Source organism: Parafrankia colletiae (assembly GCF_001854655.1).
Taxonomy (GTDB): domain Bacteria; phylum Actinomycetota; class Actinomycetes; order Frankiales; family Frankiaceae; genus Parafrankia; species Parafrankia colletiae.
This window is the reverse complement of sequence record NZ_MBLM01000080.1, coordinates 55595-69662: the sequence shown is the minus strand read 5'-3', so window position 1 is coordinate 69662 and position 14068 is coordinate 55595. Positions and strand designations below refer to the sequence as shown.

The window sequence follows — 14068 nt, the reverse complement described above, 5'->3', positions numbered from 1 at the left end:
GCTCGCCGGCCTGCCGATGTGTGTCCGGCATGCGGCCGTTCACCCGGAACCCTAAGTTATAGATATAGATATTTCAAGATCGACCGGAAGTGCATGGATGCTGCAGCGACGTGGGCGCGTCACCGAACCTCCCGGCCACTCCTGGCACCGCCCGCCCGCCCGCGCACCACGGACACCTGGAGGACGAAGTGCGGGAGAGACCGCCACCCCACGACGACCCGCACCCTCGACCACGACATCACCTACCCGGTTACATATAGACCTTTTGTGGCCAGCGGGCGTAGGCTGCGCTCCCTGGACACCCAGCGGCCACACCGCCCGTCGGCCCGCAGAGCAGCAGCGCGCGGCGACGGCACCGACCTCGGGCACCGCCCCAGGAGGACGATGTTCACCCAGACCGCGGACCAGGATCTGCTCGGGAACACGACGGCGCAGTACCTGGAGGCGACCTATCCCCCGGCCCGCGTGCGCGAACTCGCACGGCAGGACGAGACGTTCGACGGCACTCTGTGGAAACAGGGCGCCGAGTTCGGCTGGACCACACCCCTGGTCCCGGAGCACGCCGGCGGCGGTTCCGTCAGCGGCAACGGGCTGGCCGACCTGCTGGCGGTCGCCTTCCAGTTCGGCCGGCACGCCGCGCCGGGGCCCCTGATCGGGACGAACGTCGTCGCGGCGGCGCTGGGCCGGTGGGRCTCGGCCCAGCTGCACGGCGGCCCGCTCGCGGAGCTGCTCGACGGTGGTGCCACCGCCGCCTGGGGGCACTCGCCGCGGACCGGTCGGCGAGCGGGCGCCCAGGTCCGGGCCGAACGCTCGGGCGACCGGTTCGTCCTGGACGGCACGGTGCCCTGCGTCGAGCGAGGAGGGCCGAACGGCTACCTCCTCGTCGCCGCCAGTCCGGACGACGCCACCGGCGACGGCGACGGCGCGCGGTCGCACTTCCTCGTGCCGCTCGGCGCCCCCGGTGTGGAGACCGCGCCGCTCGACGGCATCGACCTGACCCGCCGTTATCAGACGGTGACGCTGCGGGCGGTGGCGGTACCGGCGTCGGCTCAGGTGGGCGAGCCGGGTACCGCCGACGAGCACGACGCCGCGCTGCTCGACCTCAGCGCCGTGCTGCAGGCCGGTGAGATCGTCGGCGCGACGCACCGCGCGTTCGAGCTGACCCTGCGCTGGACGGAGGACCGTTACTCGTTCGGCCGCCCACTGGGGTCCTACCAGGAGATCAAACACCGGATGGCCGACCTGCGCACCCAGCTGGAGGCGAGCGCGGCGGTCACCGAGCGGGCGGCACGCCTCGTCGGCACCGGCCGTGCGGACGCCCGCACGTGGGCCAGCACGGCGAAGGCCTACGTCGGACGGGTCTGCCCCGAGGCGATCCAGGACTGTGTCCAGCTGCACGGCGGGATCGGCGTCACCTACGAGCACGACCTGCACCTCTACCTGCGCCGGGCGCTGGTCGACGCCCAGCTGTTCGGCACACCGGCCTACTTCACCGAACGGCTCGTGCGCCTGGTCGAGGCCGCCGTGGACGACGGAGGACGAGCATCATGATCACAGTCGAGGAGTTCGCCGCGCACGCCCGGACCTGGCTCGCCGAGAACATGCCGCCCGCCGATCCGGCCACCGCCGACTTCTTCCTCACCGCGACCCAGCGGCCCGAGGCCGAGGAGCTGGCCCGCGTCGCCACCTGCCGGGAGCTGCAGCGCCGGCTGTTCGACGGTGGGTTCGCCGGCATCTGCGTGCCGGTGGAGTACGGCGGGCAAGGTCTGACGCCGGCGCACCAGACCGCCTTCAACCGGGAGATCCGCGGCTACGACTACCCGGCGGAGATCCAGGCGTCGACGTTCATCCCGTGCATGGCCGTGCTGCTGGAGTTCGGCACCCACGAGCAGAAGCTGCGCCACATCCCGGCGATGCTGCGCGGCGAGGAGATCTGGGTCCAGCTGCTCTCGGAGCCCGGTGGCGGGTCCGACGCCGCCGGGGCGGTCACCACCGCGACCCGCGACGGCGACCGGTGGATCCTCAACGGCTCGAAGATCTGGACGACCTCCGCCTGGTACGGCGACTGGGCCCTGTGCCTGGCCCGCACGAACTGGGACGTCGGGAAGCACGGCGGGCTGACCGTGTTCAGCCTGCCGGTCGGCGCCCCAGGCGTCGACACCCACCGGATCGAGCTCGTCAACGGCTCGCGGGAGTTCTGCCAGGAGTTCCTGACCGACGTCGTCGTCCCCGACCACGACCGCCTCGGTGACGTGGACGCCGGCTGGGGTGTCGTCACTCGCTGGCTGCACCACGAGCGGACCATCTCCGGGGGCTCGCCCTACGTCACCGGCAGCGGCAACCGCCCGAACGACGGCCCCTACGAGCCCCGGGTGATGGTCGGGACCGCCCGGCGCCTCGGCACGATCGACGACAGTCACACCCGGGACCTCATCGGCGAGGGCCAGATCCTCGCCCTCGTCACCCGCGCCCTCGTCGAGTCGGTCACCCGCAAGATGGCCGCCGGCGCCCTCCCCCACCACGCCGCCGCCATGTGCCGGTTGTTCAGCGGCACCGCGACCAGCCGCCGCGCGGCGATAGCGACGGAACTGTGCGGTGACGCCGGGGTGGTCTGGGCACCGGGCGAGGAGGTCTCCGCCCAGGTCGCGCGCGGCTACCTGGTCCGCCAGGCGGCCTGCATCGGCGGCGGCACGACCGAGATGGCCCGCAACGTGATCAGCGAACGCCTGCTCGGCATGCCCCGCGAGGCACGCGCCGACACCGGCCCCTTCCGCGACGTCCCGCGCGGACCGTGGGCGAACAGCCCCCCCTGAGCCGGCTCATCGCGAACAGCGATGTCGAGCCGCACCGCACAAGGCCCGGAGGCACTGGGCCAGGCCAGCGGCCGCGGTGCGCCCTGCAGGTGAGCGCACCAAGGCCGCCGCTATCTCCGCCTCGCGTTGTCGGGCTGCCACGAAATACTCGCCAATCCGAGAACCGCCACCGGCAGGCCCGCTATGGTCGCCAACTCGGCCGCCTTCGCCGATCCTACGAAGGAAATAAGCAGCACCGTTCCGAGAAAAGCCACCAAGGCGACCCTGATGCGCGACGGAACGACCGAACGAGCACGCAGGAATATAAGCGAACTTGCACCGATGAAGATAGAGATGGCCAAGGCAGCCAGGCTCCAGATCGGCAAATCGAGAGGAACCGGAGATCTACGCGTGTTCTTATTGACAAAATAGGTCATAAGAAAAGTCGAAGTACTTGACAGCGAGATACACAGAGACAGTGGAAGCAGAAGGCGGCGGATTGAACTCCCCGCCTCAAATCCTTGGGCAGGATCCCTTTCAACAGCTATCACGTGACGTTGGGACGCATTCTCCGGAACCATCCGCATCAGATCAAGGCCAGTCGCGTACTTGCTCCCAGTAACGACCTGTATAGTCCCACGGCCGACCCTCATCCGACATACGTCACTAAAAGCTGCAAGAGCGGTCATGTAGGCTGCCCAGTCGTCCGCTCCCGAAGACTCCAACGAGTGTTCGAGGCCGGTGACCTCGAACTCGTCGTGCTTTCGCTGCACAGCCCTCAGCGGAGAGACAAAAGAGGCCCTGTCAAACTTGATCTTGGCGATCTGCCTCGGGGAAACCCCACGCTCCGCGTCGACCAGAGATCGCTTCAGAGTCCATGAGGTACGGTGAATATGAACCTGAAGAACAGGGTTCAACCCCAGGCCACGAAGACGCACGTCGAGGGATTCGCCTGGCGTGGAGGATCGTAGGTTCACTCCAATCCTCGAGAGGCGGTTCTCGAGTTGCCTCCAGACTTTCTCGTCCAGCTCGCCCGCTGGAATCTTTATTTCTTCCTGCCGGGCGATCTCACTCGAACGCCCGGAGATCAGCCGCCGGAATGTCAGCTCTCGGCCTCCCCCCTCTCCCCGCAGGCGCAGATAGCAGTTCTGGTTCCTCAGGGTGAACGCCCTGGAGTCGTAGTACACATCCTCGATCTCGCGCGGTATCGGAGTGGCGGCAACCTCATAGCCAGGTATGCATCTCGGATCCCTCTCGAGCAGATCCTTCACCAGGATGTAGTCGTCGAAGCTGGGTAAAATGATCTTCGTTTCGAGCTTCTCGTTCAGATCGGTGGCCAGGTAGAAGTCCAGACCTCTCTGATACTTGCTTACCGAGGTCAGGGCCAGGCCTTTTTCGTGAACCAGGTAGAACCTGACCTCCTCGAGGACGCTCCGGGCCGCTCCCGGTGCAAGCTCGATCTCAAGCTGAGCATCGCTGTACGAGTCCGAGGGATCGACGGTGTAGTACCTGGACTGATCGAGCGACGCCTCGGCCGCAACGCCCTGCCCGTCTTCCAGCAGAGCCTTCAGCCGTTCCGTGGAAACAGTGAAGACGGGCTTCAGCCCGAAGTTCTTCAACGTAGCCAGAATCCCGTTGCGCAACAGATCCGTTCTTCCGCCGACCGGATTGGCCRCCACGATGCCGGCCCTCGCAAGCTGAGGAACAATCTGGTCGAGGAACACCTCCACCAGAGAGTTGTTGTCGCGATTTTCGATCTCTTCACGGACGAGTTCCCCGAACTCGGCCACGGAACTGCGTCGTGGAAACTTCAGGGTTATCCTGAGATCGTCCCCCTTCTCCCTCAGCCGCAATGACCAGCCCTTGTCCCGCAGGGTGCCGTCACTGTCGAAGTACGTGTCAGTATGAACTTTCTCCTCGGGTTGACGGAGAACACGACCCGCCAGCCGCCCACCATTGATCAAAGCCCTGATCTCTTCGATTTTCCGTCCTGGTACGGCAAATTTTAGTTCGACTTCCTCCATTGCCCCTTCGCAATCTACCCAGACGCCAACTCCTCACATCCAAGCACAACAGAACATCCAGGAGAGGCAAAGAAGAAACTCGACCGCCGGCATCAGCGGTGCAGGAGGCGACGGCCTGCGCCGTGTCTGCTGGAAAGCAGACGCGGCTTCCGCCCCGCTGTGAGTCGCGGTGTTTGGACGTCGCGTCGGGTGGGTGGCCTGCGCCGGCGGGCAGGACCGCCGGCTACAACTGCGTCATCGTGTACTGCGTGGCGGCACGCAGCGCAGACGGGTCCGCCCCGAGTTCAGGACAGCCGGCCCGGGTTGGCCGGCAGGCCGGTCACCGACAGCGGCCGGATCTTCCGGTACGCCTCGACCACCGGGGCGACCTCGTCGGGTGAGACGCCGTGCAGGATCACGCCGGTCGCGCCCAGCTCGAACTGGCGGACGACGGCCGCCGCGCACTGCTCGGCCGTCCCGGTCGCGCTCGCCGCGAGCCACTCGTCGGGCAGCAGGGTGGCGAGGTGCTCCAGCTGCCGGTCGTCGGCCCTGGCATCGAACGCGCCGCGGAACCCCTGGACCAGCTCGTCGGCCCGGAACCGGGCGAGGACCACCGGGTCCCAGTCGTTGACCCGCACCAGGATGTCGCCGTAGCCGAGCAGGTAGGTGGCCAGCCGGCCCACGGTCCGGCGCAGCCGGTCCTGCGGTGCGACATGGTCGCCGACGGTGGCGAGCACCGACCAGATCCGGATGCCGTCCGGGTCCCGCCCGGCGGCCCCTGCACCGCGGCGCACCGCCTCGACCGAGGCCGTCAGCGCGGTGTCGGAAAAGTACGTGTGCAGCACGACGCCGTCCATGCAGCGGCCGGCGAGCTCGAGGCTCTTCGGGCCGAGCGCGGCCAGCAGGAGCGGCACGTCCTCGTCGAAGTCCGGGTCCTGGTGCAGGTACGGGTACTTCCCGGCGGGCCCGTCGTGGCCGAGGACCAGCTCGCCGTGCCAGAGGCGGCGCAGCAGCCCGGCCATGTCCTCGAGCTGGGCGCTGGTGACCGGGCTCAGCCCGACCGCGGTCCAGAACTGGTCGAAGCCACGCCCGAGCCCGAGCGCGAACCGCCCGCCGGTGAGCCGGTGCATGGTCGTCGCGAACGTCGCGGTGACCAGCGGGTGTCGGGTGTGGTGGTTGGTGGCCGCCGTCGCGATCCCGAGCGTCTCGGTGAGGGCGCCGGCGGCACCGCACAGGGTCGCCGCATCCTTCGTCGAGAACCGCTCGGAGACGAAGGCGGCGCCCAGGCCCAGCTCCTCCCCCGCCCGGACCTCGGCGACCAGGTCGCGCGGTGTGCCGGAGTGCCCGGGCAGGGTGTAGAAGCCGAGCTCGGTGAGCTGGCCGGTGAGCTGGCCGCTGGACTGGTCGGCGAGCTGGTCGGTCGGCACGCGGTGGTCTCCCCTACTGGCCCGGCTTGCGCTGCGCGAAGAAGAAGGACTGGGCGTTGTCGTAGAGCCATGCCTGGCGGACCTCGTCGGCCAGGTCGAGGTTGGCGACCTCTCCGGTGCAGCGGGACATGGACAGCACCGGGTGGTCCGAGGCGAAGATGATCCGGTCACGGCCCCGGCTCGACAGGTAGTGCAGCAGTGACTCCGGCAGCCGTTTCGGGGACCACGCCGACGTCATCAGCCGCAGGTTGCGATACTTGATCATCATCCGGATCGCGGTGTCCCACCACGGGTCGGCACCGTGGATCATGCACAGCCGCAGCTCCGGGAACCGGATGCAGACCCGGTCGAGGTGGATCGGGTTCTGCGGCTCCGCCGGGATCGGCGGGCCCGGGATGCCCGTGTTGACGCACAGCGGCAGGTCGAGCTCGCAGCACTTGGTGTACAGCGGGTAGTAGACCGCGTCGCTGGGCGGGTACATCCCGTCCCCCCAGAAGCTCGGCCCGACCGTGGCGTAGGCGACCGGGTGGTCCCGGACGAACGACTCCAGCGCGCGCAGCGCGCGCATGGGACGCAGCAGGTTGAAGCCGCCGATCCCGAGCGCGAAGCGGTCCGGGCGCTCCTCGGCGTAGCGCCGGGCCCGGTCGTCCTTCCGCCCCGCCTTGGAGATCAGGATCGCCCGCTCGACGCCGGCCGCGTCCATCGCGTCGACCAGCTCGGGAAGTTCCGGGCTGCGCAGGAAGTCCGCGCCGCCCTTGAAGTAGTCCTCCTTCACCCGGATCATCCAGTCGGGCGGCGCGGTGTCCCCCATGTCCACGTTGACCAGGCAGTCAATGGCCTTCACTCTGACCTCAGCTTCCGGGAAACGGGGGTGCCCTCCTCCGCGAGGAGGCGGCGGAGCGCTTGGATGTCGACCTTTCCGCTGGCCAGCCGCGGCACCCGGTGGGGGTCGCGGACGAACAGCCAGCGGGTCGGGATCTTGAAACTGCTCAGGCGGGCGCGGGCCTGCCCCGCCAGCTCGTCCAGCTCGTCCGGGCCATCCGGGTCGTCGAGCAAGCGGGCGACGACGACCGCCGCGATCTCCCGCGTGCCCCCGGCACCCGGCCCGGCTCCGGTTCCGGCTCCGGTTCCGGCATCGGCATCGGTAGCAGCGGCACCGGCACCGACGTCGGCAGCGGCGATGTCGGTGACGTAGGCGTCGGTGACGCCGGGCAGCGCGCGCAGCACCGCCTCGACCTCCATCGGGTAGACCGTCGCGCCCCGGACCTTGACCATGTCGTCGAGACGGCCCCGGTACCAGAGGTAACCGTCGGCGTCGAGCAGGCCGCGGTCGGCGGTGGGGTAGAACCCATCGGCGTCGAAGACGTCCGCACGGTGCCGGCCGACGATGCCGCGCATGACGTTCGGCCCACGCAGCCGGATCTCGCCCTCGGTGCCCGGAGGGAGGGCGGTGCCGGTCTCCGGGTCGGCGATACGCACCTCGACGCCGGTGAACGGCTGGCCGCAGCTGCCGTGCCTGTCCGCGGGCAGGTCGGTGTCGAGTCGCGAACCGCAGTAGGGCCCGAACGTCTCGGTCATCCCGAACAGGTTCGCCCGGGCGCCCGGCGCCGGCCGCGTCGCCGGCGGCAGCACCGCGCCGAGGCTCGCCGGCCGCAGCGCCGACAGGTCGGTGGCGGCGAACGCCGGATGCGCGGCGAGGCGCGCCGCCTGGTCGGGCCAGCCGCGGAACAGCGTCACCCGCTCGCGTTCGAGGAACCGCAGCGTCCGGGCCGGTTCCGGCACCGCCTCGGTGAGCAGGGTGGCGCCGGCGACGAGCGCCGAGAGCAGCCCGCCGCCGAACCCGCCGGTCCAGAAGAACGGCATCGGGATGTAGAGCCGTTCACCCCGCCCGATGCGGCGGCTGTCCAGGCTCGACGCGACGGCCCGCAGCCCGCCGCCGTGCGTGTGGAGCACTCCCTTCGGGGTGCCGCGGCTGCCCGAGGTGAACAGCACAACCAGGTCGTCGGCCGGCCGGACGGCCCGGCCGAGCGCCTCGACTACCGCGGCCGGTGCGGCGCCGGCCGGAAGTTCGTCCGAGGTCCGCAGCCAGCGCAGCGACGGAAGGTCCGGGTGCGCACTGCCGTGCCGGACCTGCCTGGTCAGCCTGGGCGCCACCGACGCCAGCTCGTCAAGATAGTCACGGCCGCGCAGCCGTGGCACCACGACCAGGTGGGTGACGGCGGCGACGCGCAGCTGGGCGAGCAGCTCCGACGGCCGCAGCAGGGTGCTCAGCGGGACGAGCACGGCCCCGACGCGCATCACCGCCAGCGCGGCGGTCGCCCACCCGATGCCGTTGGGCATCACCAGACCGACCCTGCTTCCCTTCGTGACGCCGGCAGCGACCAGCCGCCCGGCCAGGGCCCGGCTGGCGTCGTCGAGCCCGGCGTAGGTGATCTCCTCGTCGTCACTGACGAACGCCTGGACAGTGCCGTCCAGGCGCCGCCGGACGGCGAGCAACGCCGGGATGGTCAGCTCGTCCGGGAGCACCGCTTCTCCGGGCGGCGTCAGCTCTGCGGGTGGGACGGGGACGGGGTTGGGCGGGGTCTCATCCGGCGGCACGGAGCAGCTCCCTGAGCGCGGCGACGTCGATCTTGCCGCTGGACATCGTCGGCACCTCGTCGTCGGCGATCGGCACGATGCGCCGGGGGACCTTGTACGCGGACAGCCGTTCGGCCAGCTGGCGGCGCAGCCCGGCGGGGTCGACCGTCCGCCCGGGGGGCACCCGGACCGCCGCGGCGACGATCTGGCCGCGGTCCGGGTCCGGCAGGCCGACGACGTGCGCGGTCAGCGCGGCGACGTCCCGGATGGCTGCCTCCACCTCGACCGGCGAGACGTTGGCACCGGACGTCTTGATGACGTCGCCGCCGCGGCCCCTGAAGTAGAAGAACCCCTCGTCGTCGACGACGAACAGGTCGCCGGAGTGGTACCAGCCGTCGGCGTCGAACGCCTCGTGCCGTTCCCGCCCGTAGTAGCCCTCCATCAGGAACGGGCCCCGCAGCCACAGCTCCCCCACCTCACCCGCGCCGAGCACCCGCCCGTCCTCGGGGTCGACGACCCGGGCCTCGAAACCCGGCGCCGGACGCCCGAACGAGCCGCGCCGGTGTTCGGGCTGGTCGCCCTCGTCCTCGCTGACCAGGCACACGCTGCCGGTCTCGGTCATGCCCAGCATCTGGTGACGCAGGCCCGGGTCCACCGGCCGGGCGTCGCTCGGCATGATCGCGTAGAGGTTCCCGCGCCGGATCGACGAGAGGTCGCGGCGGGCGAACGTCGGGTCGGCGGGCAGCCGCGCCACGGACTGCGCGTACCCGTTGACCATCGTCGGGCGCTCGCGCTCGAGCACGTCGAGCACCCCCGCGGCGTCCGCCGCGTTCGAGCACACCAGCCGGCCGCCGGCCAGCAGCGTGCCGAGCAGGGCGTAGGCGAACCCACCGATCCAGAAGAACGGCGAGTTCGAGAACAGCACGTCGTCGTCGGTGTAACGGCGGATCTCGTTCAGGTTCGCGAGGTGGCGGATCAGCGCGCCGTGGGTGTGAATCACACCCTTCGGCGCACTCGTCGACCCGGACGTGTGCACGATCACGAGCCGGTCGCTCGCATGCACCGCGTCCTCGGCGGCGCGAGCGACGTCCTCGCCCACTTCGGTGCCCCGGGCCAGCAGCGCGGGCACCGCCCAGGCGCGTCCGACGCCGCCCCCGCCGACGCCGCCCGCCGTCGAGCCGACGAACACGTGCCGGAGCACCGGCATGGACGGAGCGAACAGGGGCTGTTCCTCGGCCACCGCGAGCTCGGGGACCGCGTCCCGCAGTGCCGCGACGTAGTCGTGGGAGCGGTGCGACCGGGCGCTCAGCAGTACCCCGATGTCGGCGTTGCGCAGCAGGGTCCGCAGCTCGGCACTGGTGGAGAAGGTGCTCAGCGGCACGCTCACCGCGCCGATCCGCGCCGCGGCGAGCCAGGCGACGACGAACTCGCTCCCGTTCGGGTGGAGGAGCCCGACGTGGGTGCCCCTGCCGACGCCGAGCGCCAGCAGGCCGCGGGCGAGTGCCAGGGAGTGCCGGTCCGCGTCGGCGTAGGTGAGCACATCGTCGTCACAGGTGAGCAGGACCCGCGGGCCGTACTGGTCGGCCTGCGCGCGCAGCAGGGCCGGGACGGTCAGGGGTGTCCCGTCCCCGGCCTCGACGGTCGTGGCGATCACGGGTGTGCCCTGCGCGGTGAGACGTCCGGTAGTCGGGCCCGGTCGCCCTTGACCGCGTCCAGCTCCGCCTCACACAGCACGACGTCTCCGGCCACCTCGCCGGCCACCTCGCCGGCCAGCAGCCGGCCGGTGGTCCTGATCCGCGGCCCGTCGGCCGACCGGATCAGCACGAAGCGCAGATCGGTGCGCAGCGGGGTGGGCCGCCGGTAGCGCAGCGCGAGCCCCGCCGTCTTCCCTGCCAGGCCGAGGTCGCAGTTGTGGTGCTGGATCACCGCGTCGAAGAACAGTGCGAGAAAGCCACCGTGCACCAGGCCCGGCGGACCTTCGTAGGCGATCGGGAAGTTGACCGTGCCTTCCGCGTGGTCGCCGTCGACGGCGATCTCGTAGTCGGGAAAGCAGGGGTTGAACGCGCCGATGTGGCGGGAGTGGTCCAGGTAGGCGCGGCCGGCGCCGTCCACCGCCGCGCCGACGCGGGGTGCCGGATCGGCCGGAGCGGACCGGCCCAGCCGCCGCTGTGCCGCGTCGAGGGCGGCGAGCAGGTCGTCAACCGCCGGGTCGGGGTGCTCGAGTGCCAGCAGGAGACTGATGACCTGCCGTAATCGGTCCGCCGCCACGACGGTCTGCGGGAGCGGCCCGACGCCGAACGTCCAGGGCGGCACCGAGACCGGGGCCGGGGCCGGGGCCGCCGGAGTCAGGTCGGTCATCGCAGCCTCCACGGACGCCCGGCCGTCGGGCTCCCGTTCGGCGTGGCACGCGCGGTGCCCGCGCCGCCCGTGCTGCCTGCGGCCTGCTCGCCGGCGTCCACCTCCGCCTGGGCCTGGGCCATCCCGAGCGGGTTGCCGAGCCTGGTGTAGATCAGCGCCTGCTCCATCGCCGCGCGGTACGGCCGGTCCAGGGACTCCCAGATCGCACGCACGGTTCCCTGGGTGGCGGCCGACGGCTTGCGTGCGATCCCCGCCGCGATCTCGTGGGCCCGCTCCCAGAGCCGCGGACGATCCACGACCTCGGTCACCAGGCCGATGCGCAGCGCGGTCTCGGCCGAGACCCGCTCGTCGTTGCCCGACAGCGCGATCCGCAGCGTCTCCGCCAGCCCGATCTTCCGCATCAGCCCGATCGGTTCCACCGCGCACACCCGGCCGTGGGTGACATGCGAGTCGAAGAACGTGGCGTCCGACGAGCAGATCACGACGTCGGCCTCGTTCAGGAAGTAGAACGCGCCGGCGGTGCAGATGCCCTGCACCGCGCACACCACGGGCTTCCAGCACTTCTGCCACTTCGGGCTGAGCAGCTCGCCCGGGTCCTCGTGGTTCCACACGTCCTCGGGCTGGCCGTAGGGCTTCTTCACGTCCAGCCCGGCACAGAACGCCCGGTCCCCCGCGGCCCGCAGCACCACCGCGTGCACCTGCGGGTCCAGCTTCACCCGCTGCCACACGTCGCGGATCTCGCCGCACATCCGCCGGTCGAAGGCGTTCAGCACCTCGGGCCGGTCCAGGGTGATCGTCGCGACCCGGTCGGGGCCCGTCTCGTACCGGATGGTCGAGTAGATCGACGTCATGTGTGCTGCCACTGGGCCCCCTGTCGGTGTACCGCAGCGATGGTAGCGCGCAGACCACAAAATGTGTAGATATATAGGAGACTGGGCACGCGCCCGATCGGCGGCTTTCCCTCCGACCCTCGGCCCCCAGAACACGTTTGTCCACTGGTCCGACCCCCAGCCAGGACCTGCGGCCCGCACCTACGACACCAGGCGGGCCCGTCCCGCCACGCGACGCGCACTCCGGAGCCTCCCGGCTCGGGACGGGCGACCGGTTGGCACGGCAGACAAGTCGGGGCGACCTCCCGCCCGGATGCGTCGGGGCGACCTTCCATCCGGAGGCAACCACGGGAACAACCACTGCCGCCAGTGGTATACATCTAGAGATTTAGGCTAGGCTTCGGTCGAGTTGTCCCGACGGGCAGGGGAGGAAACAGGGTGGAGCTGAAGGGGTTGCGGGCGGTCGTCGTGGGCGGCGCGTCCGGGATGGCCAGGGCGACGGCCGAGCTGATCGCGGCCCGTGGTGGGCGGGTGGCGATCCTGGACCGGGACAGCAGCGAGGGCGCGGTGGTCGCCGAGGGCCTGAAGGGCAGTTTCCACGCCTGTGACGTCACCGACTTCACGGGGATGGAAGGCGTCCTCGAGACAGCGGTGGCCGCGCTGGAGGGCATCGACGTCGTCGTGAACACCGCCGGTGGGGCGACTCCCGGACGCACACTGAGCAAGGACGGTCCGCTGTCGATCGAGGCGTTCCGGAGCGTCGTCGATCTCAACCTGACGGGCACCTTCAACGTGGCCCGCCTCGCCGCGTGGCACATGAGCCGCAACACCCCGAACGCCGACGGCGAACGAGGCGTGATCATCAACACCGCGTCGATCGCCGCGTTCGAGGGGCAGATCGGGCAGATCGCCTACACCGCGGCGAAGGGCGGGGTGGCCGCGATGAGCCTGACGATGGCCCGCGAGCTCGGTTCGCTGGGAATCCGCGTCAACGCCATCGCGCCGAGCCTGTTCCACACCGGCCTGACCCGGGGCATCCCCGAAGAATACGAGAAGATCCTCACCAAGGACGCCGCGTTCCCGAAACGGATGGGGCGTCCCGAGGAGTACGCGCGCCTCGCCCTGAGCATCATCGACAACCCGATGCTCAACGGCTCCACCATCCGCCTCGACGGCGGCCAGCGCTTCGCCCCGAAGTAGGCCGGACATGAGCATTCTGACCGAGATCGTCGACGGCTCGCTCGTCGTCACCCTCAACCGCCCCGAGGCCCGCAACGCTCTCAACGGCGAAGTCGGCCAGGGCCTCGCCGACGCGCTCGCCCGTGCGGAGGGCGACGCCGGAATACGCAGCGTCGTACTCACCGGGGCCGGCGACCGTACGTTCTGCGCCGGCCTCGACCTGAAAGCGCTGTCCAGGGGTGAGAACCTCGCACCCGTGATGCAGGCTCTCGACGGCCTGCGTGATTTCCGGAAGCCTCTGCTGGCCGCGGTGAACGGCAGCTGCCTCGGCGGCGGCTTCGAGATCATGATGCACTGTGATCTGGTTGTCGCCGCGGCCGGTACGAACTTCGGCCTCCCGGAGGTCAAACGCGGTCTGCTCGCCGCGGGCGGGGGCACCCGGCTGCCGCTGCGGTTGCCGATCGCCCGGGCGCTCGAACTGGCGCTCACCGGTGACCCCATCCCCGCGGAGCAGGCCCTGGACTGGGGCCTCGTCAACCGAGTGGTGCCCCGGGACGAACTGCTGCCCGCCACCCTGGAGCTCGCCGGCCGTGTCAACGCCAACGCGCCGCTCGCGCTGGCGGCCACGAAACGCCTCCTGCGCGGCGAGCTCGGGGACGACGCGGCGGCGATGAAGACGGCGCTGGCCTCGATGGCGGATCTCATGGCCTCGGAGGACGCCCAGGAGGGCGGCCGGGCCTTCGCCGAGAAACGGCCACCGGTGTGGAAGGGACGCTGAGCCAGCGGCGTCGCGCGCGGGGGGCGGCGGGAAGCACCGACGGCACAGCGGTGAGAACGCATCCGGACCGGGGGTGCGGCGCCGACGAAGGGCGGGCCGGTACATCGGCCCGCTACGTTCTCTG

At 70.5% G+C, this 14068-nt stretch carries 11 protein-coding genes; 4 read left to right on the top strand and 7 right to left on the bottom strand.

Going from position 1 to position 14068, the window contains the following annotated elements:
* Window positions 1-384 precede the first annotated feature (384 nt).
* Complete coding sequence (locus CC117_RS09610) at window positions 385-1551, top strand: acyl-CoA dehydrogenase family protein (RefSeq protein WP_071083387.1); 1167 nt, start codon at window positions 385-387, stop codon at window positions 1549-1551.
* A complete protein-coding gene (locus CC117_RS09605) occupies window positions 1548-2813 on the top strand; it encodes an acyl-CoA dehydrogenase family protein (RefSeq protein WP_071083386.1) in 1266 nt (421 codons plus the stop codon). Before CC117_RS09610 ends, CC117_RS09605 begins: the two co-directional genes overlap by 4 nt.
* Window positions 2814-2923: 110 nt before the next feature.
* Here CC117_RS09605 and CC117_RS09600 read toward each other — a convergent pair whose 3' ends face one another.
* From CC117_RS09600 to CC117_RS09570, 7 genes are all read right to left on the bottom strand, one after another.
* Window positions 2924-4816: a CYTH domain-containing protein gene (locus CC117_RS09600; protein WP_084131823.1), complete on the bottom strand. Its 1893-nt coding sequence runs from the start codon at window positions 4814-4816 to the stop codon at window positions 2924-2926.
* Window positions 4817-5100: 284 nt separating this feature from the next.
* On the bottom strand, window positions 5101-6222 hold the full coding sequence (locus CC117_RS09595) for a TIGR03857 family LLM class F420-dependent oxidoreductase (RefSeq protein WP_071083384.1): 1122 nt from the start codon (window positions 6220-6222) through the stop codon (window positions 5101-5103).
* Window positions 6223-6235: 13 nt separating this feature from the next.
* On the bottom strand, window positions 6236-7066 hold the full coding sequence (locus tag CC117_RS09590; protein ID WP_198541788.1) for an amidohydrolase family protein: 831 nt from the start codon (window positions 7064-7066) through the stop codon (window positions 6236-6238).
* The gene (locus tag CC117_RS09585) at window positions 7063-8769 is read right to left on the bottom strand and encodes a class I adenylate-forming enzyme family protein (RefSeq protein ID WP_407673494.1); all 1707 of its coding nucleotides are present in this window, start codon (window positions 8767-8769) and stop codon (window positions 7063-7065) included. Before CC117_RS09585 ends, CC117_RS09590 begins: the two co-directional genes overlap by 4 nt.
* Before the next feature lie 37 nt (window positions 8770-8806).
* Window positions 8807-10453, bottom strand: coding sequence for a class I adenylate-forming enzyme family protein (locus CC117_RS09580; RefSeq protein WP_198541787.1), 1647 nt, complete (start codon window positions 10451-10453; stop codon window positions 8807-8809).
* Window positions 10450-11157, bottom strand: a complete 708-nt coding sequence (locus CC117_RS09575; RefSeq protein WP_071083383.1) for a hotdog family protein — start codon at window positions 11155-11157, stop codon at window positions 10450-10452. Before CC117_RS09575 ends, CC117_RS09580 begins: the two co-directional genes overlap by 4 nt.
* Window positions 11154-12008 carry an enoyl-CoA hydratase/isomerase family protein gene (locus CC117_RS09570; protein ID WP_071083382.1) on the bottom strand — a complete coding sequence of 285 codons (855 nt, stop codon included), beginning with the start codon at window positions 12006-12008 and terminating at the stop codon, window positions 11154-11156. Before CC117_RS09570 ends, CC117_RS09575 begins: the two co-directional genes overlap by 4 nt.
* Before the next feature lie 417 nt (window positions 12009-12425).
* On the opposite strand from CC117_RS09570, the gene CC117_RS09565 reads away from it, so the two are divergent.
* Together CC117_RS09565 and CC117_RS09560 are read left to right on the top strand one after the other, a co-directional pair.
* A complete protein-coding gene (locus CC117_RS09565; protein WP_071083381.1) occupies window positions 12426-13187 on the top strand; it encodes an SDR family NAD(P)-dependent oxidoreductase in 762 nt (253 codons plus the stop codon).
* A 7-nt stretch (window positions 13188-13194) separates the two neighbouring features.
* A complete protein-coding gene (locus tag CC117_RS09560; protein ID WP_071083380.1) occupies window positions 13195-13944 on the top strand; it encodes an enoyl-CoA hydratase-related protein in 750 nt (249 codons plus the stop codon).
* Window positions 13945-14068: the final 124 nt, after the last annotated feature.